The 20,696-nt window shown below is 73.3% G+C and carries 21 protein-coding genes; 4 read left to right on the top strand and 17 right to left on the bottom strand.

Annotated elements, in window-relative coordinates:
- Window positions 1-86 precede the first annotated feature (86 nt).
- Entirely contained in the window at window positions 87-2,003 is a 1,917-nt protein-coding gene (gene pknB, locus ACTMTF_RS01610) for a Stk1 family PASTA domain-containing Ser/Thr kinase (protein WP_441108885.1), read from the top strand.
- A gap of 71 nt (window positions 2,004-2,074) precedes the next feature.
- Here the strand turns inward: pknB and alc are convergent, their stop codons facing one another.
- Genes alc through ACTMTF_RS01595 form a run of 3 tightly spaced genes read right to left on the bottom strand, consistent with a single transcriptional unit; the run spans window position 2,075 to window position 5,532 of the window.
- On the bottom strand, window positions 2,075-3,019 hold the full coding sequence (gene alc / locus ACTMTF_RS01605) for an allantoicase (RefSeq protein WP_441108884.1): 945 nt from the start codon (window positions 3,017-3,019) through the stop codon (window positions 2,075-2,077).
- Window positions 3,020-4,327, bottom strand: coding sequence for an allantoinase AllB (gene allB, locus ACTMTF_RS01600; RefSeq protein ID WP_441108883.1), 1,308 nt, complete (start codon window positions 4,325-4,327; stop codon window positions 3,020-3,022).
- 50 nt (window positions 4,328-4,377) lie between these two features.
- Window positions 4,378-5,532, bottom strand: a complete 1,155-nt coding sequence (locus ACTMTF_RS01595; protein ID WP_441108882.1) for a glycerate kinase — start codon at window positions 5,530-5,532, stop codon at window positions 4,378-4,380.
- A gap of 170 nt (window positions 5,533-5,702) precedes the next feature.
- Here ACTMTF_RS01595 and ACTMTF_RS01590 point away from each other — a divergent pair, with 170 nt between their 5' ends.
- Window positions 5,703-6,854: a winged helix DNA-binding domain-containing protein gene (locus tag ACTMTF_RS01590; RefSeq protein ID WP_441108881.1), complete on the top strand. Its 1,152-nt coding sequence runs from the start codon at window positions 5,703-5,705 to the stop codon at window positions 6,852-6,854.
- Here ACTMTF_RS01590 and ACTMTF_RS01585 read toward each other — a convergent pair.
- Complete coding sequence (locus ACTMTF_RS01585) at window positions 6,808-7,995, bottom strand: hypothetical protein (RefSeq protein ID WP_441108880.1); 1,188 nt, start codon at window positions 7,993-7,995, stop codon at window positions 6,808-6,810. The two genes, ACTMTF_RS01590 and ACTMTF_RS01585, sit on opposite strands and share 47 nt — an antisense overlap.
- Window positions 7,996-8,040: 45 nt before the next feature.
- Here ACTMTF_RS01585 and ACTMTF_RS01580 point away from each other — a divergent pair, with 45 nt between their 5' ends.
- The gene (locus ACTMTF_RS01580) at window positions 8,041-8,598 is read left to right on the top strand and encodes a CGNR zinc finger domain-containing protein (protein WP_441108879.1); all 558 of its coding nucleotides are present in this window, start codon (window positions 8,041-8,043) and stop codon (window positions 8,596-8,598) included.
- A gap of 34 nt (window positions 8,599-8,632) precedes the next feature.
- Here the strand turns inward: ACTMTF_RS01580 and ACTMTF_RS01575 are convergent, their stop codons facing one another.
- The 8 genes from ACTMTF_RS01575 to ACTMTF_RS01540 form a co-directional block, all read right to left on the bottom strand.
- On the bottom strand, window positions 8,633-9,991 hold the full coding sequence (locus ACTMTF_RS01575) for an 8-oxoguanine deaminase (RefSeq protein ID WP_441108878.1): 1,359 nt from the start codon (window positions 9,989-9,991) through the stop codon (window positions 8,633-8,635).
- A complete protein-coding gene (locus ACTMTF_RS01570; protein ID WP_441108877.1) occupies window positions 9,988-10,461 on the bottom strand; it encodes a (2Fe-2S)-binding protein in 474 nt (157 codons plus the stop codon). Before ACTMTF_RS01570 ends, ACTMTF_RS01575 begins: the two co-directional genes overlap by 4 nt.
- Window positions 10,461-11,321 (bottom strand): FAD binding domain-containing protein, encoded by an 861-nt coding sequence (locus tag ACTMTF_RS01565; protein WP_441108876.1) that lies wholly within the window; start codon window positions 11,319-11,321, stop codon window positions 10,461-10,463. Before ACTMTF_RS01565 ends, ACTMTF_RS01570 begins: the two co-directional genes overlap by 1 nt.
- 4 nt (window positions 11,322-11,325) lie before the next feature.
- Window positions 11,326-12,186, bottom strand: a complete 861-nt coding sequence (gene pucL / locus ACTMTF_RS01560) for a factor-independent urate hydroxylase (protein WP_441108875.1) — start codon at window positions 12,184-12,186, stop codon at window positions 11,326-11,328.
- A complete protein-coding gene (uraH, locus tag ACTMTF_RS01555; protein ID WP_441108874.1) occupies window positions 12,187-12,486 on the bottom strand; it encodes a hydroxyisourate hydrolase in 300 nt (99 codons plus the stop codon).
- A complete protein-coding gene (uraD, locus tag ACTMTF_RS01550; protein WP_441108873.1) occupies window positions 12,483-12,992 on the bottom strand; it encodes a 2-oxo-4-hydroxy-4-carboxy-5-ureidoimidazoline decarboxylase in 510 nt (169 codons plus the stop codon). The genes uraH and uraD overlap by 4 nt, the downstream gene beginning before the upstream one ends.
- A gap of 114 nt (window positions 12,993-13,106) precedes the next feature.
- Window positions 13,107-13,691: a TetR family transcriptional regulator gene (locus ACTMTF_RS01545; RefSeq protein ID WP_441108872.1), complete on the bottom strand. Its 585-nt coding sequence runs from the start codon at window positions 13,689-13,691 to the stop codon at window positions 13,107-13,109.
- 13 nt (window positions 13,692-13,704) lie between these two features.
- On the bottom strand, window positions 13,705-14,694 hold the full coding sequence (locus ACTMTF_RS01540) for an aldo/keto reductase (protein ID WP_441108871.1): 990 nt from the start codon (window positions 14,692-14,694) through the stop codon (window positions 13,705-13,707).
- 115 nt (window positions 14,695-14,809) lie between these two features.
- Between ACTMTF_RS01540 and ACTMTF_RS01535 the strand changes: the two genes are divergently transcribed.
- Window positions 14,810-15,649 (top strand): deoxyribonuclease IV, encoded by an 840-nt coding sequence (locus ACTMTF_RS01535; RefSeq protein ID WP_441108870.1) that lies wholly within the window; start codon window positions 14,810-14,812, stop codon window positions 15,647-15,649.
- Window positions 15,650-15,949: 300 nt separating this feature from the next.
- Here the strand turns inward: ACTMTF_RS01535 and ACTMTF_RS01530 are convergent, their stop codons facing one another.
- From ACTMTF_RS01530 to ACTMTF_RS01510, 5 genes are all read right to left on the bottom strand, one after another.
- Window positions 15,950-17,608 carry a sodium:solute symporter family transporter gene (locus ACTMTF_RS01530; protein WP_441108869.1) on the bottom strand — a complete coding sequence of 553 codons (1,659 nt, stop codon included), beginning with the start codon at window positions 17,606-17,608 and terminating at the stop codon, window positions 15,950-15,952.
- Window positions 17,605-17,895 carry a hypothetical protein gene (locus tag ACTMTF_RS01525; RefSeq protein WP_397001065.1) on the bottom strand — a complete coding sequence of 97 codons (291 nt, stop codon included), beginning with the start codon at window positions 17,893-17,895 and terminating at the stop codon, window positions 17,605-17,607. Before ACTMTF_RS01525 ends, ACTMTF_RS01530 begins: the two co-directional genes overlap by 4 nt.
- The gene (locus tag ACTMTF_RS01520; protein ID WP_397001067.1) at window positions 17,892-18,632 is read right to left on the bottom strand and encodes a LytR/AlgR family response regulator transcription factor; all 741 of its coding nucleotides are present in this window, start codon (window positions 18,630-18,632) and stop codon (window positions 17,892-17,894) included. The genes ACTMTF_RS01525 and ACTMTF_RS01520 overlap by 4 nt, the downstream gene beginning before the upstream one ends.
- Window positions 18,633-18,698: 66 nt before the next feature.
- Window positions 18,699-19,841, bottom strand: a complete 1,143-nt coding sequence (locus tag ACTMTF_RS01515; RefSeq protein WP_441108868.1) for a sensor histidine kinase — start codon at window positions 19,839-19,841, stop codon at window positions 18,699-18,701.
- 78 nt (window positions 19,842-19,919) lie between these two features.
- Complete coding sequence (locus ACTMTF_RS01510) at window positions 19,920-20,516, bottom strand: molybdopterin-dependent oxidoreductase (RefSeq protein WP_441108867.1); 597 nt, start codon at window positions 20,514-20,516, stop codon at window positions 19,920-19,922.
- Window positions 20,517-20,696 lie beyond the last annotated feature (180 nt).

Below are 20,696 nucleotides of genomic sequence, written 5' to 3'. Positions count from 1 at the left end.
CGGGAAACCCTTGAACGGGCACGGGTCCGCATCGGTTTCGGATGCTCAGGCCCTCCCGGGGGCGAAACGCCCGTAAACTCGGCGGGGTGGACACGACGACAGCGGACCCTCTGGTCGGCCGGCTGCTCGATGGGCGCTACCGCATCGAGTCCCTGATCGCCCGGGGCGGTATGGCGACCGTCTACCTCGCGCTGGACATCCGGCTGGACCGGACCGTCGCGCTGAAGGTCATGCATCGCTCGCTCGCCGAGGACCCGGCGTTCGTGCGCAGGTTCATCGGCGAGGCCAAGTCGGTGGCCAGTCTCTCCCATCCCAACGTGGTGCACGTCTTCGACCAGGGCACCGACAACGACATCGTCTATCTGTCGATGGAGTACGTACCCGGCAAGACGCTGCGCGACATCCTGCGCGAGCGCGGCAGGGTGCCGGCCCGCGAGGCACTGGAGATCATGATCCCGGTGCTCGCGGCGCTCGGCGCGGCCCACCAGGCCGGGCTCGTCCATCGTGACGTCAAGCCGGAGAACGTGCTGATGACCGACGACGGCCGGGTCAAGGTCGTGGACTTCGGCCTGGCCAGGGCCATCGAGGCGACCAACCAGACCCGCACCGGCGTGATGATCGGCACGATCGGCTACATGTCGCCCGAGCAGGTGACGACCGGCGGCGCCGACGTGCGCAGCGACGTCTACGCCGCGGGCATCATGCTGTTCGAGCTGGTGACGGGCGAGCAGCCCTACGACGGCGAGACACCCATGTCGGTGGCCTACCGGCATGTGCACGACACCGTGGCGGCGCCGTCGTCGGTGGTGCACGACGTGCCGCGGCTGATCGACACGCTGGTGGCCCACGCCACGGCCCGCGACCCGCAGGACCGCCCGGCGGACGCGACCGCGATGCTGGTGGCCGCCGTGGAGGCGCACCGGCTGCTGCCCCGGCAGACGGAGCCGCCGGCGGCACGCTCGCCGCAGCACTCCCGGCCGCACACGATGCCGCCGCGCGCCGCGCCCGCGCACACACTGATCCAGCCGCGGGTCGAGAGCGCGCCACCGCCGCCACCGCCGCGCCGCGATCGGTTCAGGGTCAACTGGTTCCTGGTGGTGCTCGCCGCCGTCATGGTGGTCGCGGTCGCGGCGACCGGGCTCTATTTCTCCCAGAAGAGCTACGCCACCGTGCCCGACCTGGTCGGCAAGAACATCACGGTGGCCGAGCAGAACGCCAGAAGGCTCGGCTTCACGATCGTCAAGGTCGCGGGCAAGCACAGCGAGAAGGTGGCCGAGGGGCTGGTGCTGGAGATGGATCCGGCGCCCAAGACGGAGGTCGAGAGCGGGCAGACCATCACGCTGGTCCCCTCGCTGGGGCCGAAGCGCGTGCTGGTGCCCAAGGTCCAGGGCATGTCCGAGCAGGACGCCCGCAGCGCGATCGCCACCGAGGGCCTCACCGTGGGCAAGGTCAGGCGCATGCAGAACCTCGAGATCGCGCGTAACACCGTGATCCGGACCTCGCCCCAGGTGGGCGACAAGGTCAAGGAAGGCGCCAAGGTCGACATCTACGTGAGCGCGGGCATGGTGATGCCGGACGTCAGCGGCATGCCGAAGGACGAGGCCGCCGCCTTCCTGGGCCAGCAGGGCTTCGCGGTGCAGGTCGCCGAGGTCGACGACGACGCCGAGCCGTGCACCGTCATCGCGCAGTCGCCCAAGGCCAAGTCGGAGGTCGACAAGGGCGCGCCGGCCATGATCACGGTGGCCCGCTGCCAGCAGGACTTCTGGCAGTGGTGGGGCCGCGACAACGGCGAAGGCGAAGGCGACGACGATGACGGCGACCGTGACTCGCGGATCGTGCCGCAGGTGATGGGCAAGAGCATCAGCGACGCCAAGGCCGAGCTGGAGGCGCAGGGCTTCCGGGTGCGGGTGCGCAACCTGGGCAACAGCGGCGTGGTGCGCTTCCAGCGTCCGGCGCCCAGCAGCGAGCGGCCGCCCGGCTCGGAGGTCCACCTCTGGCAGTGACGCCCGCCCCTCCGGGACACCTGGCTCAGTGACGCCCGCCCCTCCGGGACACCTGATTCAGGGACGCGCGCTCAGGCCAGCACGCCGTGCAGGCGCACCCTGGCCAGGCCGCCGTCGGGGTAGATGTCGACGCGCACCTGGCCGACCGGCTCGGCGTGCCGGAGCCGGAAGCGGTGCGGGGTGTCGGGCTGGAGCCTGGTCTTCGGCAGCAGCTCCGTCTCGCGGCCGCCGTCGAGCCCGGTGAGCGACACCCAGCCGGGGGCGTTGTGCAGCAGGTTGGTGGTGTCGATCTCGGCCAGGCGGATGAGGCCGCGCCCGGCGAGGCGGATGACCAGCCAGTCGTTGCCCGCGCCGCGGCGGCGCGCGGTCTCCCAGCCTTCGCCCTGGTGGCGGGCCAGGCCGGGGGCCAGGACGTGGTTGGGCGAGGAGTAGAACTCGTCGGAGCAGGCGGTCACCAGGCCGCCGTTGGCCAGGGCCGCCAGGTCGAGGCCGAGCCCGTCGTAGACGGGCAGGTCGGGCCGCGCCTCGCCGTGCACCCGCAGGCGGGCGATGCCGCCGTCGGGGAACGTGTTCAGCCGCACATGGGTGTGGCGGCCGCCGGCGGCGACCTCGAAGTGGTGCTCGGCGTCGCCGTTGAGCGCGCTCCTGGGCACGATCTCCTCCCAGGCGGCCTCGGCCAGCTCGGCCGGTGACGGATGTCCGGTCACCTCAGCCGCCTCGACGGAGGCGTACGGCGGATAGTTGCCCTTGAACCAGGCGGTGTCGATCACCACCCCGCGGATCACTCCTGGGATGCCGAGTCGCACCAGCGCCCAGTCGTGGCCGGGCTCGCGGCGGCGGCGGGTCTCCCAGCCGTCGTACACCTGCCCCTTGCTGCCGAACGTCTCCGCCCGGAAGACGGGACGTTCCGGCCGGATCAGGCACTCCTTGTCGGCGAAGGACTCGTCGCTGGCGGCGACGACCGCGCCGCCGTGGCTGCGGAGCGCGAGGTCGGGCAGGCGGGTGAAGGGGTGCATCTAATCTCCGAACCGCAGTTTTCCGTACGGTGTGCCGTCGACCGGCCTGCCCCGGAGCCAGGTGGTCAGGACGGCGCCCTTGAGGTGACGGCCGTGGTAGGGCGTGACCGGGTTCTTGTGGTGCAGCCGCCGGGCGTCCACCGGCTCGGTGACGGCCGGGTCGAAGGCGACGAGGTCGGCGTCCTTGCCGGGCTCGATCCCGCCCTTGCCCACCAGCCCGGCCAGTGCGGCGGGGTTGGCCGACATCCAGCGGACCAGCGCGCCGAGCCCGTGCCCTCTGCGGGACGCCTCGGTCCAGACCGCCCGCAGGCCGAGCTGGAGGGAGGCGACGCCGCCCCAGGCGGCGGCGAAGTCGGGCACCTTGAGGTCGGGGGTGGCGGGCGAGTGGTCGGAGACGACGCAGCTCAGCACTCCCCCGGCGAGCCCTTCCCAGAGCAGGTCGCGATTGGCGGCCGAGCGGATGGGCGGGCAGCACTTGTAGGCCGTGTCGCCCTCGGGGATCTGCTCGGCGTCGAGCGTCAGGTAGTGCGGGCAGGTCTCGGCGGTGATCCGCACCCCGTCCGCCTGGGCCCGCGCCAGCACGTCCAGACCCTCGGCGCTGGAGACGTGCAGGATGTGCGCCCGCGCGCCGGTCTCCCGCGCCGCCTCGACGACCTGCTCGATCGCGCTCCGCTCGGCCGCTCCCGGCCGCGACTCCAGGAACTGCCGGTACGACGGGCCCGCGCAGTCGGTCAGCAGCGCGGGATCCTCGGCGTGCACGACCAGGAGGCCGTCGAATCCGGCGATCTCCGCCATCGCCTCCCGCATCCGCGACGGCGTGAGCGACGGGAACTCCTCCACCCCGGACGGCGACAGGAAGCACTTGAACCCGTAGACGCCCCGGTCGTGCAGCGCCCTGAGCTCCTTGACGTTCGCCGGCACGGCCCCGCCCCAGAACCCGACGTCCACGTGGCACTGCCCCTCGGCGGCGCGCACCTTGGCCTCCAGCGCCTCGACGCTGACGGTCGGCGGCAGCGAGTTGAGCGGCATGTCGACGATGGTGGTGACGCCTCCGGCGGCGGCGGCCCTGGTGGCGGAGGCGAACCCCTCCCAGTGGGTCCGGCCCGGCTCGTTGACGTGCACGTGCGTGTCGACCAGGCCGGGCAGCAGCGCCAGGTCCCGCAGGTCGATCTCCTCCGCCGCCGGCGGCGGCGCGTCGTAGGGGTGCAGCGCCGCGATCCGGCCGTCGTGTACGGCGACGGCCAGCGCCCGCTCCCCGTCGGCCGTCACGGTCCTGCGTGACCTGACGACCAGGTCGTATCCGCTCACGGGGGCGCCGTCGCCCGCGCGGGGGCCGGCTGAAGGGGCGCGGGTGCCGGTCATGCGAGGTGGTCGGCGGCCAGGCGGGCCGTCACCTCGCGCAGGAGCGCGGCGGCCTCGGCCATGCAGCGCTCGGGGTCGGGCTCCAGGTCGGTGAGCGCGTAGGCGGCCGTGATGCCCGCGGCCTGGAGGTCGGCGTCGCTGAGCGTGCGGCGCCCGCAGACCGCCACCACGGGGACGCCCGCCTTGGCGGCGGCCTGGGCGACGCCGACGGGCGCCTTGCCGCGCAGGGACTGCTCGTCGAGCGAGCCCTCGCCGGTGATCACCAGCCGGGCGCCTTTGACGAGGTCGTTGAAGCCGAGCAGGTCGAGCAGGTAGTCGATGCCGGGCTGGACGTCGGCGTGCAGGAACGCCAGCGCGGCGAAGCCGACGCCGCCCGCCGCGCCGGCGCCCGGGGCGCCGGCGACGCCCATGGGGCGCGGCCTGTCGTCGTGCTCGACGGCGCCGACCAGGCCGTGCGTACGGGTGGCGACGGCGGCGAGGCGGGACAGCGCGGCTTCGAGCACGCGGACCTGGTCCGGCGTGGCGCCCTTCTGCGGGCCGTAGACGGCCGCCGCGCCGTGCGGGCCCAGCAGGGGGTTGTCGACGTCGGAGGCGACGACGATCTCGACGGCGGACAGGTCGAGGAGGCCGGAGACGTCGATCCGCTCCAGGTCGCGCAGCGCGGCCCCGCCGGGCGGCAGGTCGTCGCCGGCGGCGTCGAGGAGGCGGGCGCCGAGTGCCCGCACCAGGCCCGCTCCCCCGTCGGTGCAGGCGCTGCCGCCCAGGCCGAGCACGACACGGGTGGCGCCCTGCTTGACGGCGTCGGCGACGAGCTCGCCGGTGCCGTGGCTGGTGGCGGTCAGCGGCTCGGGGCCGCCGGGCAGGCGGCGCAGGCCGGACGCCTCGGCGAGCTCGACCACGGCGGTGTCGCCGCGCCTGGCGTAGGACGCGTCGACCGGCTCACCCGTCGGGCCGGTGACGCTGATGGTGACGCGGGTGAAACCGCAGGCCACGGCCGCGTCGACGGTGCCGTCACCGCCGTCGGCGACGGGCAGCTCGACCGCCGCGACGCCCGGGCCCGCCTCAAGGGCCGCGGCCACGACGGCGGCCACCTCGGCGGCCGTCAGCGAACCCTTGAACTTGTCCGGGGCGACAAGAACATGCTCAACCACTGCGCACTCCCACACGAGACGACACGGGACCGGGGCCGGCCATGCCCCATCATCACACCTCCGCCGTGATCGCCCCGAACCGCCCACGGCCCACCTCGTCTAGGCTTCGCCGTACCCGAGCCGTACCCAAGCCGTACCAGAGCCGTACGGGATCGTGAGGAGGGGTTCTCGTGCGCATCTCCACCGCGCAGCGGCGCGCCCGGCTGGGCGTGCGACACCGGCTGGCGCGCAAGGCCGCGAGCGTCGAGGAGGCGGCGCGGGCGGTCGTGGCGTTGCACGCCACCGACCCCGCCACCGTGTTCCTGTCGGCGGGCGCGCGGCTGACCGCGCCCGGCCCCGAGCCGGTCGAGCGGGCGCTGTACGAGGAGCGCACGCTGACCCGGATGACCGGCATGCGGCGCACGATGTTCGTGGTCCCGGCGGACCTGGTGCCCGTCGTGCAGCAGTCCTCGACCCGGGCGATCGCGGTGCGCGAACGCAGATCGCTGGTGAAGCTGCTGGCCGGGAACGGCAGGGACGAGGCCTGGCTGGACGACGTGGCCGCCTCGGTGCTGCGCGCGCTGGCCGAGGTGGGCGAGGCGACGGCGAACGAGCTGGGCGGGCTGGAGCCGCGCCTGCGCGAGCAGTACAAGGTGGCGGTGGGCAAGCCCTACGAGGCGACGCAGAGCGTGGCCGGCCGCCTGCTGAACGTGATGGCCATGGAGGGCAGACTGGTGCGGCGGGGCCGCCCGGCCGGCACGTGGATCAGCGGCCTGCACCGGTGGGGGGTCAGCCCCGTGATGGCCGAGCCGGCGGCGGACGAGGCAAGTGCGGAGCTGGTGCGGCGGTGGCTGACGGCGTTCGGGCCGGGCACGGAGGCCGATCTCCAGTGGTGGACCGGCTGGACGCTGGGCCAGGTGCGCCAGGCGCTGGCCGCCACCGGCGCGGTCGAGGTCGAGCTGGCGGAGGGCACCGGCCTCGTCCTGCCGGACGACCTGGACGACCTGGACGGCGAGCCGGAGCCGTGGGCGTCGCTGCTGCCCGCGCTCGACCCGACGCCGATGGGCTGGCAGGCCCGCGACTGGTATCTGCCGCGGGCGCACCGGGCCGAGCTGTTCGACCGCACCGGCAACGTGGGACCGACCGTGTGGTGGAACGGCGAGGTGGTGGGCGGCTGGGCCCAGCGCGCCGACGGTGAGATCGTCTGGCGGCCGCTGACGGACGTGGGCGCGGACGCCAGGGCGGTGATCGAGGCCGAGGTGGCAGGGCTGGCCGCGTGGCTCGGCGGGGTCAAGGTCACCCCCCGCTTCCGTACTCCGCTGGAACGCGAGCTGTCGACCTGACCTCCAGGGCCGACGAGCCCAGCGCCGGCACGGCGCCGGCCAGCGCGCACAGGCCGATCGCGGCCTGTGCGCCCGTCCGCTCCAGCAGCCAGGCCACGGCGAGCCCGGCGGCGCCGTAGCCGAGACCGCCCGCCGCGTACATGCCGGAGAAGCCCGCCGCCCACTGCGAGCGCGGCAGCCGGTCCTGCAGGGCGACGGCCCTGGCGGTGAGCGCGGGGGTCAGGCAGAGTCCGGCCAGCGCGAGCAGGGCGACGGCCGGGCCGAGTGAGGGCACGAGCGCGGCGGATCCGATCGCCAGGGCGATGCCGGTCGCCAGCAGCATGGCGTGGGCGAGCGGCGTGCCCTTCCAGGCTCGGGCGCCGTAGGCCAGGGCGCCGGCGATGCCGGCGAGCGTGCAGCCCGTCAGCACCGGCCCCGCCAGGTCGGCGCGGGCGCCGAAGCCGGTCAGCAGCACGGGCAGCGCCAGGGTGACCGCCCCGAACCCGAACATGACCGCCCCGTCGTAGACCATGGCGGGCCAGCCCAGCCGCCAGAGCCCGGCCCGCGCCGTGACGGGAGGCGGCCCCGGGTCACGCAGCCGCAGCCCGGCGAGCGCGCCCGCGCCCGCCAGCAGGGCCATGGCGAGCACCGGCAGCCGGGCGTCGAGCACGGCGAGCACGGCCACCAGCGCCGGCGCGATCGCCCACACGGTGGTGCTGACCGTCGACTCCAGGCTGAGGGCCGGGACCCGCCGCTCTGCGGGCACCACCCGGACGAGCAGGGCGCGCAGCCCGCCGTGTGCGCCCGACGAGATCGCGCCGCCGACGGCGGCCAGGGCGAACAGGCCCGCGACCGGCAGCACGGGCGCGAACGCGGCGAGCGCCGCGAAGGCGGCGGCCTCCACACCGAGCACCGACGCCGTCTCCCGGGGAGTGGGCCTGACGTCGAAGCGCCTGCCGAGCGGCCCCGCCGCGGCCGCCTCGGCCAGCGCGTGGCCGCCGCCGAGCAGCGCGCCGACGGCGTAGGAGCCGGTGACCGCGTGCCCCAGGAACACCAGGGCCAGGGGCGCCATGGCCACGGGAAAGCGCTGGCAGATCAGGACGGCGAACCACCCGCCGATTCCCGGCGAGCGCAGTACCACCGCGTACTGTTTACCGGTCATAAATTTAGACGGTAACAGTTACCAGCTAACCGGTACAGTGGTGACGTGGACGAGAAAGCCGCCCCGGGCGGGCTGGAGCAGGTCAGGGCGTTCGTCAACACCTGGCTGGTGCCCAACGACACGCGCGTGCCGGAGGATCGGCTGCCGGAGCTGGTCGCCGATCCCGCACGCTGGCGGGCGGAGCTGCCCGGCGTGCCGCCGGACCCGCTCGACCCGGGCGACCCGGGCGACCTGGGCGAGCTCGTGAGGCTCCGGGAGGCGCTCCGGCGCTCGCTCGGCCTGGAGCGGCCCGTGGAGCTCGACGGCTGGCTGCGCCGCCATCCGCTCCGGGCGGAGATCCCCGCTGACCCGGACGCGCCCCCGCTGGCCCTGCGCCCGGAGACCGCCGGCCCGATCGGGCACATCCTGGCGCTGGCGGCCGAGGCGATCCGGGCGGGGCAGTGGGCCCGGCTCAAGGCGTGCCCGGACTGCAAGTGGGTCTTCTACGACCACAGCCGCAACGGGGGCCGCCGGTGGTGCGCGATGACCGCCGGCAGCCCGTACGGGCGCGGCTGCGGCAGCATCGCCAAGGTGCGCTCCTACCGTGAGCGCAAGCGGGTCTGAGCAGTCGTCAGCGGGGTCCAGCGGTCGGCGGGGTCTAGCGGTCGGCGGCCAGGCGCGTCAGGCGGCGGTGGGCCTCGGCGCCCGCCCGGCCCGCAGCGTCGTGCGCGACGGTGCGCAGTTCGCCGTCCTCCACCACTGTCCGCCCGCCCACCAGCAGCCGGGCCAGCGGCGGCTGCGGCCCGAAGACCAGCGCGCAGACGGGGTCGTCGACGGCCGCCGTGAACGGGCCGTCCACCCGCCACAGCGCGAGGTCGGCCAGCTTGCCCGGCTCCAGCGAGCCGAGCTCGTGCCGACGGCCGAGGTTGCGTGCGCCGCCGAGCGTGGCCAGCTCCAGCGCCTGCCTGGCCGACAGCGCCTTCGGCCCGTACCTGGCGCGCTGGAAGAGCAGGGCCTGCCGCATCTCCCCCGCCATCGTGGTCAGCTCGGAGGAGGCGCTGCCGTCGACGCCGAGCCCGACGTTCGCGCCGCGCCGCAGCATCTCCGACACCCGGGCGATCCCGGCCCCCAGGCGCCCGTTGGAGGAGGGGCAGTGCGCCGAGCCGGTGCCGGTGGCGGCGAACTTGGCGATGTCGGCGTCGCTCAGGTGCACCGCGTGCGCGAACCATACGTCCTGGCCGAGCCAGCCGAGCTTGTCCATGTAGTCGACCGGGCGCATGCCGAACTGCTCCAGGCAGTGCTCCTCCTCGTCCAGGGTCTCGGCCAGGTGGGTGTGCAGGCGTACGCCCTTGTCCCTGGCGAGCCTGGCGGCCTCGGTCATCAGCTCCGCGCTCACCGAGAACGGCGAGCAGGGCGCGACCGCGACGCGCAGCATGGAGGAGAAGGAGGGGTCGTGGTAGGTGTCGACGGCCTCCGCCGTGGCGGCGAGGATCTCGTCGAGCTCCTCCACGACGACGTCCGGCGGCAGCCCGCCCGCCGACTGACCGCGATCCATCGAGCCGCGCGCGGGGTGGAAGCGGATGCCCAGCTCGCGGGCGGCCTCGATCTCGGCGGCGAACAGGTCGCCCCGGCCCTTGGGGAAGACGTAGTGGTGGTCGCTGGAGGTGGTGCAGCCCGACAGCGCCAGATAGCCGAGGCCCGCCGACGCGGCGCCCTTGACGACGTCGGCGTCCATGGCGGCCCACACCTCGTACAGGGTGACCAGCCACTCGAACAGGGTGGCGTCCTGGGCGAGCCCCTGGGTCGCCCACTGGTAGAGGTGGTGGTGGGTGTTGACCAGGCCGGGTGTAGCCAGGCAGCCGGTCGCGTCGATCCGGGTCGCCCCGGGCGCCTCGGGGGACCGCGCCATGGGGCCGAGCTCGGCGATCCGGTCCCCCTCGACGCGGATGTATCCGGACGCGATCTCCGGCCCTGTGACAGGGGCGATGTGGACGTTCTCGATCAGCGTGCCGGTCACCTGGGCGCCGACTTCCGCGTGGCCGCCAGCCGCACGGCGTCGAGGATCTTCTCGTAGCCGGTGCACCGGCACAGGTTGCCCGCGAGGGCCTCGCGGATCTCCGCGTCCGAGGGCTGGGCGACGCGTTCGAGCAGGTCGTGGGCCTGCACGATGAGGCCGGGGGTGCAGAAGCCGCACTGCACCGCGCCGCACTCCACGAACGCCTCCTGCACCGGATCGAGCCGGTCCCCCTCGGCCAGCCCTTCGACGGTCCGCACCCGGCGGCCGTCGGCCTGTCCCGCGGCGACCAGGCAGGCGCAGACCGGCGCGCCGTCCAGGTAGACCGTGCAGGATCCGCACTCGCCCTGCTCACAGGCGTTCTTGGAGCCGGGCAGACCGAGCCGCTCACGCAGGACGTACAGCAGGCTCTCGCCCTCCCACACGTCCTCGGCGGTCTCCTCGCGGCCGTTGACGGTGAACGTGACGCGCATCAGGCGGCCCTCCTTCCCAGATGGTCGTGCCACGCCCAGGTGAGGGTGCGGCGGGCCATCACGTCGATGGCGTGCCTGCGGTAGCCGGCGGTGCCGCGCACGTCGTCGATCGGCGAGGCGGCCAGCGCGGCCAGCTCGCCGAAGCGCCGCAGCAGCGCCGGGTCGAGCGGTGCGTCCCAGTCGAGCTCGCCGGCCAGGAGTTCCTCCGCCTTCAGCGCCCTGCGCGGGGTGGGCGCCGCCGAGCCGAGACCAGTGCCGACCCGCCTCTCCCCAGGCCACAGCGCGACGGCGAACGAGCAGACCGCGATCACCATCGCGTTGCGGGTGCCGACCTTGGAGAAGTACTGCGGGCCGCCCGCCGCCCGGATGTGGAAGGCCCTGATCAGCTCGTCGGGGCGCAGCGCGTTGCGCTTGACGCCGAGGTAGAACTCCGCCGCCGGGATCAGCCGGACGCCCCCGGCCAGCGACTCTGCCTCGATCACCGCGTCGGCGGCGAGCAGGGGCGGGTGGCTGTCGCCGGCGGGCGAGGCCGCGCCGAGGTTCCCGCCGACGGATCCGCGGTTGCGGATCTGCGGCGAGCCGACCGTCCGCGACGCCTGCGCCAGTCCCGGCAGCGGACCGCCGAGCTCACTGATGATCGTGCTGTACGGCACCGCCGCGCCCACCCGGTAACGCCCGTCCTGCACCGACCAGGTCGCCAGCTCGGCCACCCGGGTGAGGTCCAGCAGCGCCACCGGGCGGCGCACGGCGAAGTTGATCTCCACCATCACGTCGGTGCCGCCCTGGAGGGGCACCGCCTCCGGCTGGTCCGCCTTGGCGGCCAGCGCCTCCGCCCATGTCGTGGGCCGCAAGAAGTCCATCGCTTCACTCCCAGGCGAATCCGGCATCAGGGGCGTCCTCCCGCAGCACACTGCCCTCGATCAGGCCGTAGGGCCGGTCGGCGGCGAAGAAGACCTCGTTCTCGTTGGCCAGCCCGAAGGGCGACAGGTCCACGGGGAAGTGGTGCTTGTTCGGCATCGCCAGCCTGACCTCGCAGATCTCGGCGCGGGTGGTCAGCGCGCGCTCGCCCATGGCGTACAGGGTCTGCTGGAGGGACAGGCTGTGCGTGTCGGCGAACGCCTGGAGCAGGCATTCGCGTACGGCGTCGTAGGAGGCCCGGTAGTCCCGCCCGCCGCCCGTGTGCCGCCAGCGGGCGGTCACCGCGGTGGCCAGGACGCGGTCGGTGGTGGGCTGGAGGGTGGTGTACTCGTCGGCGAGGAAGCCGTGGAACTCCGAGCCGGTCGAGTTCAGCACCACCAGGTCCGTCAGCCCCGACACCACGGTGCCGCGGCCGTCGGCGTCGTGGTGGACCACGCAGGTGCGCACCTCACCGCCGTGGCGGACGAAGGAGTGGTCGCCCCGGCGGTCCCAGCCGTACTCCTCGATCTCCACCCTGGCGTGCCGGATGGTCGGGTGCTCCTCGACGAAGTGCCCGGCCAGCAGCAGCGCGAAGTCCTCGATCTGGTCCACGCCGTGCTTCTTGGCGAAGGCGTACACGGTGTTCTTCTGTGTGTCGGTCGGCAGCACGGCGGCGTTGTCGCCGGTCAGGTGCGCGGCCTCCATGTCGCCGGACAGGCTGGAGCTGACGTTGACGTCCTTGATGTGGTGGCGGTCGCCGTCCCTGACGACCCGCACCAGCCTGGTCTCCGCCTTGCCGTAGCGGTTGGGTCCGAGAACGATCGACATCTAACTCCCTCGGTAGGTGGAGTAGGCGTACGGGCTGAGCAGCAGCGGCACGTGATAGTGGTCGCCGGGGTCGGTCACGGTGAAGGTGATGACGACCTCGGGATAGAAGGTGTCCGGCAGGTAGCCGCCGGTGTCGAAGACGACCCGGTGCACCCCCGCGACCGGCTCCCAGCCCTTGAGCCGGCCGTCGCCGTCCGTGCGCCCCTCGGCGACCACCCGGCCCTCGTGCTCCAGCCGTACGCGCATCCCGGCGGCGGGCCGGCCCGTGACCGCGTCCAGCACATGCGTGGAGAAGCTCACCCGGCCTCCTCCACCAGCTTGCCGACGCGCAGCCGGGCGATCTTCGCCAGCTCCTCGCGGACCGTGCGCCGCTCGCTCTCCTCGTCGGCGGTCAGTCTCTCGCGCAGCCGCCGGAGCATCTCGCCGCCGGTCAGGCCGGTGGCGCAGACGAGGTAGACGTGGCCGAAGCGGCGCTCGTAGGCCCGGTTCCCCTCCGCCAGGGCGGCGCGCAGCTCCTCCTCGACGCCTGATTGCTCCCGCGCGGACCAGGCCGACTCCCGGGAGGCGCCGCGCGCCCGCTCCCCGATCCTCGGATGCGCCGCCAGCGCCTCCAGCACCTGGGGCCAGGTCAGCTCGCGCACCGCCGCGCCGGCCGCGTCGGCCAGCGCGTCCGCGTCCCGGAACGGGCGGCGGGCGGCCACCTCCGTGGCGAAGGCACGGCTGGCGCAGCAGGAGAGCAGCTCCTTCTCCGCGTCGTCCGGCCCGAGGGCGTTGAAGCCGGCGAGGCCGGGAGGCGTGTTGGGCATGACACGAGTAGACACATGCGGGTGGTGCCCGGTCCACCCGCCAGAGCTCCCAACTGCGGGAGGGCTTGGTCAAGACTTTTCGTGTCATGCTCCAACGGCCGCCGGCCGGGCAGGTCAGCGGGAGCGGAGGCCGTCCAGGATGAGGGCGCAGAGCGCGTCGAACTCGTCGTCGATCTCCGGCCGCCCCCAGTCCGCCGAGTGGACGGGAGAGTGGAATCGGAGCGAGGCGTCGAACACCGCACGCGCCGCCGCGGCCGGGTCGGGGGTGGCGAACTCGCCGCGGGCCACCCCGTCGGAGATGATCTCGCGAAGCTGCTCCACGAGGTCGGCCACGTGCTGCTCGATCGCCTCACTGGCGTCCCCGATGAGCGCCATGTACATCGCGAACAGCTCCTCGTCGTCCAGGGCCTTCTTCCGCTTGGCCGCGAACAGTGTGGCCAGCCAGTCCCGCAGCCGGACGTCGGCGGGCCCGTCGCCGGCCATCACGGCGTCGAGCAGGCTGTGCGACTCGCGCAGCCAGCCCTTCATCACCGCTTCCCGCAGCGCCGCCTTGCTCGGAAAATGCCGGTAGACGCTCCCGTGGCTCACCTTCAGCGCCCGCGCCACGTCCACCACCGTGGCCTTGGCGGGCCCGTACCGGCGCAGAACCTCCACCGCCGCACTGAGGATCTGGTCACGGGTCAAGCTGCCATCGGTCATATGCCCAAGTCTGTCAGCGCTCACTGTCGAGGTGCGCCAGCATGGAGACCGGATAGCGCTCCCCGGCGGCCGCGTCGGCGGGCACGGCAGCCTCGATGCGCCCGGCTTCCTCGGCGGTCAGCGTCACGTCGAGCGCCCCCAGCGCCTCGGCGAGCCGGTCCCGGCGCCGGGCGCCGACCAGCGGGACGATGTCGTCCCCCCGCCCGAGGACCCAGGCGATGGCCAGCTGGGCCACGGTCACGCCCTTGGCGTCGGCGATCTCGCGCAGCGCCTCGGTCAGGTCGAGGTTGCGCGCCAGGTTGTCGCCGGAGAACCGCGGGCCATGGGCGCGGAAGTCACCCGGCGAGAGCGTGCGGTCCTTGGCCCAGTGCCCGCTCAGCAGCCCGCGCGACAGCACGCCGTACGCGGTGATGCCGATGCCGAGCTCGCGGCAGGTGGGCAGGATGTCGTCCTCGATCCCCCGCGACAGCAGGGAGTATTCGATCTGCAGGTCGGCGATCGGGTGCACGGCGTGCGCGCGCCTGATCGTCTCGGCCCCGACCTCCGACAGCCCGATGTGCCGTACGTGTCCCTTCTGCACTTCTTCGGCGATGGCGCCCACGGTCTCCTCGATGGGCACCTGGGGGTCCATCCTGGACGGGCGGTAGACGTCGACGTAGTCGGTGCCGAGGCGGCGCAGGGTGTAGGCGAGAGCGGTCTTGACGGCGGCCGGACGGCCGTCGTAGCCGAGCCAGTCGCCGTCGTAGTCGCGCTGCGCCCCGAACTTGACGCTGATCCGCACCCCGTCGCGGTCCCGGCCGTCGAGCGCCTGGCGGATGAGGAGCTCGTTGTGCCCCATCCCGTAGAAGTCGCCGGTGTCCAGAAGGTCGACCCCCGCGTCGAGCGCGGCGCGAATGGTCGCGATCCCCTCGCCCTCGTCCGCCGGTCCGTAGAGGTCGGACATGCCCATGCAGCCCAGGCCGAGAGCGCCGACCTGCGGCCCGTTCTTTCCCAGAGTTCTCATGCCGTGAAGTATGGCCTATCAGATGACAGATTTCAAATTCTGTCATTAGATATCCCATGGGACCTGGCCTGACCTGCGCGGGAGTGCCGGCGATGGGCCTAGACTGGGTGGCACCATGACCTCAAGATCTCTCATCGGCGGACACGTCTTCGTCACCGGCGGCCTGGCCAAGGGCGGTCTCGCCTACATGGCCGACATCGGCGCCGAGATGATCCAGGTGTTCGTCACCAACCCGCGCGGCTGGGCGCTCACCCCCGGCAAGCCCGAGCAGGACGCCAAGCTGCGCGAGGCGGGCGTCGACACCTTCGTCCACGTCCCCTACCTCGCCAACTTCGGCTCCCCCACCCCCGAGACGCTGGCCGGCTCGGTCGCGCTCGTCCGCCACACCCTGGGGCGCGGCGCCGACATCGGGGCCAAGGGAGTCGTGGTGCACACGGGCTCGGCGGTGTCCCAGTCCCGCGACGACGCGCTGCGCCAGTTGCGCGAGCACCTGCTGCCGCTGCTCGACGAGATCCCGGACGACGGCCCCGACCTGCTGCTGGAGCCGATGGCGGGCCAGGGCGCGATGCTCTGCGCCACCGTGCAGGATCTGGAGCCCTATCTCGACGCCCTGGAGTGGCATCCCCGCGCGGGCGTCTGCCTCGACACCTGCCACGCCTTCTCGGCCGGGCACGACCTGACGGCCGAGGGCGGCGTCCAGGAGACGTTCGACCTGCTGCACAAGATCGCGCCCGGACGGCTCAAGCTCATCCACGCCAACGACTCCAAGGACGCCTGCGGCTCCAAGAAGGACCGCCACGAGAACATCGGCGCCGGCCGGATCGGCGCCGAGCCGTTCGCGGAGCTGATGCGCCACCCCGCCGTGGCGGGCGTGCCGATCTGCATCGAGACCCCCGGCAAGGCCGACGAGCACCGTGCGGACATCGAGACGTTGAAGCGGTTGCGCGACGGCTGATCCGCCGGGCGGGCCGGCGTGACAGGGGCGCCCGCGCTCGCGGTCCGACCGCCCCCGTTTGGCCGGATCGCGGTCCGATCCCCGGCCACGGCGGGCGCCCCTTCACGTGGTCGGCAGCGGGCCCAACCCCCCGGTCGAGGGCCCGACAGCCGTGGCGGCCAGTGCGGCCACCATGGATCCAGCGCGTTCGGCGAGAGCCTTGCGGCTCCCCTCCTGCTGCGCCGGAGTGGCTCCGATGCCGAAACACTACGGTTGCGGCCTTCCGCACGACACCCCGTTGACCGCCGCCTCGCCAAACGGTCAGTAGTCATCGATATGCGGGACGCGCCCGGACGGTGAGCGGTCACCGCCGGGCGACGAGCGGTCGCCTCCGGCGCCCTCCGAAGGCTCCGGCAGATGCATTCTGGCCATCATCCGGCCCACTCCCCCGGGCACCCGACCCGGCGTGACCAGGGACATCACCACCATCACGGCGAACGCGAGAGGCACCGCCACCGACGCGGGGTGGGAAGTCGGCACGCCCATGTTCACGCCCGCCTGTTCGCACACCACGAGCACGACGGTCACGCCTCCGCCCGCCACCGCCCCGGCCAGCACGCCGGCGTCGGTGAGCCGCCGCCACCAGATGCCGAGCAGCAGCAGCGGGCAGAAGGTGGCCGCCGACAGGCTGAAACCGAGCATCATCAGCGGCATCGAGCCGCCGGGGTCCGTGGCCGTGGTGAGGCCCAGCGCGGTGACCGCCACGGCCAGCACGGCGCCGCGGAAGACGCTGACTCCGGTGGCCCGCGAGACACAGGACGAGATGGCGCCCCCGACCGCGCTCAACACCCCGCACGCGGTGGCCAGGAAGGCGACGAACGCGCCGGCGGCCAGCAGCCCGGTCAGCAGCTCGCCGGCCGACCCGGGCAGCATCCTGGCCGGCAGCAGCAGCATGATCTCGTCCATGACGCCGCCCTCCGGCTGAACGGGCGACCCCATGAGCGACTGGACGGGCGACTGGAGGGGCTGCTGGACGGGCTGCTGGACGGCGCTCAGCACGCCGTAGAGCGGCGGCACCACGCAGAACAGCGCCAGCGTCGCCTGCGCCGCCACGATGGAGCGCCTGGCCTCGTGGCCGTCCAGGCTGACGTGGAGCCGGACGATCAAGTGCGGCAGGCCCATCGTGCCCAGCGCACACGCCAGCAGGACCATGAGCGCTCCCGGCACCAGTCCCGCCATCCCGTCGTAGCCGCCCGGGGACCCGCCCGAAGCCCCTCCGGCGCCGTACGACGACCCGACGGCGCCGTACGATCCGACGGCGCCGTCCCAGAGCCCGCCCGGCAGCCCCGTGACGAAGGCGGCGACGTCGCCGGACGGCTGGTCGTGCCACCAGACCGCCCACAACACCACCCCCACGCCGAGGAAGATCACCAGTTTCAGCCAGTACTGCGACGCCTGCACGCTCGTCACGCTGCCCGTCCCCCCGGCCAGGGCGATGGCGACCCCGGCCGAGGCCAGCGCCGCCCACCCGGCCCAGGCGGGCATCCCGGTCAGCAGCCGCATCACCACCCCCGCCGCGTGCAGCTGGGCGACCAGGAACGCCATCCCAATGACCAGTGAGAGCGCCGTGGTGAGGCACCGCAGCGGCACCGACCCGAGCCGCCACTCGGCGAAGTCCGGCAGCGTGTAGGTGCGCGAGCGGCGCAGCGGCGCGACGACGAGGGCGAGGACGAGGACGAACCCGCCGGCGACGCCCGCCGGATGCCACACGCCGCTCGCGGTGCTCAGCCCGGCCAGCCCCAGGCACACGGCGGCCGAGGTGAACTCGGAGCTGATCGCCGCCCCGTTACGCCAGGGCCGCACCGCCCGGCGGGCGGCGTGCAGCTGGGCGGGGGCGGTGTAGCGGCGCGGGCGCGCGGCGCTCACGGAGATGCCCAGCAGCACGATGAAGGCGGTCCAGGTCAGCACCGCGACGGTCATCGTTCGAGTCGCTCCGCGCGTTTGAGATGGTGGACGGCCAGCGCCACGAGGGCGGGCTGCACCGCCAGCGTCATCGCCACCCAGGCGTCGGGGGCGCGCAGCCAGAGCGCGGCGGCGGGCAGCCCGGCGAGCGAGGTGAGCGCGGCGGCGATGGTGGCCAGCGCCTGGCGTAACTGCCGGGAGACGAGCTCGGCCACGTCGGGGGCCTCGCCCTCGGGGGTGAAGGGACCGCTCAGGCGGCCGGCCACCCCCTGGCGGCGGGTCACCGGCACCCGGCGAGCGGTCACGAGATCACTCCTCTGTGCTGGCGGACGAGCTGCTCGCGCACCTGGCGGCTGTGCCTCCTGCTGACCTGCAGGACCTCGCTGCCGACGGTGACCGTGACCCGGCCGCCCTCGAACCTGAGCTCGCTGACGTGGCGGGTGGAGACGAGTGTGCTGCGGTGCACCCGGATGAAGCCCGCCTCCGCCCAGCGCCGCTCCAGCGCCGCCAGCGACATGCGCACCAGATAGCTGCCGTCGTCGGTGTGCAGGCGCACGTAGTCGCCCTTGGCCTCGGCGAAGCGGACCGCCTGCTGCGGCACGAACCTGGTGCGGCCGCCGAGCTCGACCGGGATCACGTCGTCCTGGCCGGGCTCGACGGCGGGCGCGGCGGCCACCTCCAGCCGGCGCACCGCCTCCGCCAGCCGCTCGGCCCTGACCGGCTTCAGGAGGTAGTCGACGGCTTCGAGGTCGAAGGCCTGCACCGCGCACCGGTCGTGGGCGGTGACGAAGACCAGCTTCGGCGGGCTGGGGAACCCGCCGACGAGCCTGGCCAGGTCGAGGCCGTCCAGGCCGGGCATCCTGATGTCGAGGAAGATCGCGTCGAGCCGCTCTCCGCCGCCCATCATCTGCACCATGTCCTGCAGCGCCGCGACGCCGTCGCAGGCGGTGATCACGTGCTCGACCCGGCGGTCCTGGCGCAGCAGGTAGGCCAGCTCCTCCAGCGCGGGCTCCTCGTCGTCCACGGCCAGCACACGTAGCATGACCCCTACGCTGCCGTATGAAGTCAAAGGTCACAACCCCTCCCGCCACTCTGAGTAAAGATTCGGTCACATAGAGCCGAGTTGTGCCTTGGGCACCCGGAGCCGCACCCTGGTGCCCGCGCCCAGGGCCGTCTCCACCACGAGCCCGTAGCCGTCGCCGTAGATCTGGCGCATGCGCAGATCCACGTTGGCCAGGCCGATGCCGCTGCCCTCGCGGGTGGGGTCGTCGTCGAGCACCCGCCTGGCCTGCTCGGGGTCCATGCCCGTGCCGTCGTCCTCGACGGTGATGTGCGCCTCCGGGCCCGCGTCGCGTGCCACCACGCGGACCTCGCCGATGCCGCCGCGGCCTCGCATGCCGTGCTTGATGGCGTTCTCGACCAGGGGTTGCAGGCACAGGAAGGGCACCGGCACCGGCAGCACCTCGGGGGCCACCTGCAGGCTGAAGCGCAGCTTGTCGCCGAACCTGGCCCGCTCCAGCAGCAGATAGCGGTCGACGCAGGTCAGCTCGTCGGCGAGGGTGGTGAAGTCGTGCGCCTTGGACAGCGCGTAACGGGCGAAGTCGGCGAAGTCGAGCAGCAGCTCGCGGGCGCGCTTCGGGTCGGTGCGGACGAACGACGCGATCGTGGTCAGCGCGTTGTAGACGAAGTGCGGGGAGATCTGGGCGCGCAGCGCCCTCATCTCCGCCTCGAGCGCGCGCCGCCGCGAGGAGTCGAGCTCGGCCAGCTCCAGCTGACCCGACACCCAGCGGCCGACCTCGGTGACGGTCCGCACCAGGCCCGCGCTCAGCTCCTCGTCGAAGACCGCCAGCGCGCCGACGATCGTGCCGTCGACGGTCAGCGGCACCACGACCGCGCCGTACGGCTCACCGGCGAACACCTGCGCGCGCCCGGAGGCGAGCGTGGTGCGCGCGTAGCCGAGGACCTCGTCGGCGCAGGGGCCGTCCCAGGCGAGCGCCGTGTCGGTGGAGGTGATCGCGACGGCGTAGGTGCCGAGCAGGGCGTGCAGATGGCGTACGGCCTTGCGGGCGGAGTCACGGGTGAGCCCGGTGCGGAGCGCGGGGGCGGCCATCGCGGCGAGATGCAGCGTGGCGAAGGTCGCCTGGTCGTTCCAGCGACAGTCGAGCCGGGTGCGGCGCCGCGCGACCCGGCCGAGCGTGTAGCCCAGGGCGAAGGTCAGGCAGGCGAGCGCCACGCACACGGTGGTCAGCATGCGGGCAACCGTAGCCAACGACGCGGTGTGTCCGGGCGGAAACCCAGCGTTGCCTGCTACGTCGCCCCACGCGTCGTCCTAGGCCGGGCCCTCCCCTGGTTCTTCCTGGTAGGAGTAGCGCTGTTCGCGCCAGGGGTCGGCGACGTTGTGGTAGCCGCGCTCCTCCCAGAACCCGCGGCGGTCGTCGACCAGATACTCGATGGCGCGCACCCACTTGACGCTCTTCCACGCGTACAGGTGGGGCACGATGAGCCGCACCGGGGCGCCGTGCTCGGCGGTGAGCGGCTCGTCGCCGAGGTCGGTGGCCAGCAGCGTGCCGGGGGCGGTGAAGTCGGACGACCTGAGGTTGGCGCTGTAGCCGTACTCGGCCCAGATCATCACGTGCCGCACGCCGGCGGCGGGCGGGACCGCCTCCAGGATGGTGGCCGGGGTGACGCCGCGCCACTCCAGGCCCATCATCGAGAACTTGGTGACGCAGTGGAAGTCCGCGGTGACGCTCGTCCGGGGCAGGCGCTCGAACTCGTCCCAGCCGAAACCGTGCTCCCGGCCCGAGGCGGTGGCCCCGAACACGCGGAAGTCCCAGGTGTCCGGCTTGAACGAGGGGACCCTGCCGTAGTGGACCACGGGTAGGCCGCGGGGGACGTACTGGCCTGGAGGCAGGCGTGACTCCGCCACGATCACTCTCCTCACGGGTCTCGCGGTCTTGACCATCCTGCCACCGGGCCGAGGCCGGTTCGCCAGCGGGTTGGGGTGCGCTAGTATGGGCGCACTATGCGCACCGCTTACGTGTTTTGGTATGGCGACGGACCTGTTGGTCGGACCGTTCGCCACCTGACGCTGCGCTAGCAGACAGGC

It is taken from the genome of Nonomuraea sp. ZG12 (assembly GCF_052068115.1).
Taxonomy (GTDB): domain Bacteria; phylum Actinomycetota; class Actinomycetes; order Streptosporangiales; family Streptosporangiaceae; genus Nonomuraea.
The sequence above is the reverse complement of the archived record's forward strand: the minus strand, read 5'-3'. Positions and strand labels throughout refer to the sequence as shown.

What these genes read in the sequence shown, in the direction of transcription:
- alc (WP_441108884.1), bottom strand. Translation starts at nt 3,019, where the DNA reads ATGCACCCCTTCACCCGCCTGCCCGACCTCGCGCTCCGCAGCCACGGC.
- pucL (WP_441108875.1), bottom strand. Translation starts at nt 12,186, where the DNA reads ATGTCGATCGTTCTCGGACCCAACCGCTACGGCAAGGCGGAGACCAGG.
- uraD (WP_441108873.1), bottom strand. Translation starts at nt 12,992, where the DNA reads ATGCCCAACACGCCTCCCGGCCTCGCCGGCTTCAACGCCCTCGGGCCG.
- ACTMTF_RS01520 (WP_397001067.1), bottom strand. Translation starts at nt 18,632, where the DNA reads ATGCTACGTGTGCTGGCCGTGGACGACGAGGAGCCCGCGCTGGAGGAG.
- ACTMTF_RS01565 (WP_441108876.1), bottom strand. Translation starts at nt 11,321, where the DNA reads ATGGACTTCTTGCGGCCCACGACATGGGCGGAGGCGCTGGCCGCCAAG.
- ACTMTF_RS01515 (WP_441108868.1), bottom strand. Translation starts at nt 19,841, where the DNA reads ATGCTGACCACCGTGTGCGTGGCGCTCGCCTGCCTGACCTTCGCCCTG.
- ACTMTF_RS01540 (WP_441108871.1), bottom strand. Translation starts at nt 14,694, where the DNA reads ATGAGAACTCTGGGAAAGAACGGGCCGCAGGTCGGCGCTCTCGGCCTG.
- ACTMTF_RS01585 (WP_441108880.1), bottom strand. Translation starts at nt 7,995, where the DNA reads ATGACCGGTAAACAGTACGCGGTGGTACTGCGCTCGCCGGGAATCGGC.
- ACTMTF_RS01545 (WP_441108872.1), bottom strand. Translation starts at nt 13,691, where the DNA reads ATGACCGATGGCAGCTTGACCCGTGACCAGATCCTCAGTGCGGCGGTG.
- ACTMTF_RS01535 (WP_441108870.1), top strand. Translation starts at nt 14,810, where the DNA reads ATGACCTCAAGATCTCTCATCGGCGGACACGTCTTCGTCACCGGCGGC.
- ACTMTF_RS01570 (WP_441108877.1), bottom strand. Translation starts at nt 10,461, where the DNA reads ATGCGCGTCACGTTCACCGTCAACGGCCGCGAGGAGACCGCCGAGGAC.
- ACTMTF_RS01530 (WP_441108869.1), bottom strand. Translation starts at nt 17,608, where the DNA reads ATGACCGTCGCGGTGCTGACCTGGACCGCCTTCATCGTGCTGCTGGGC.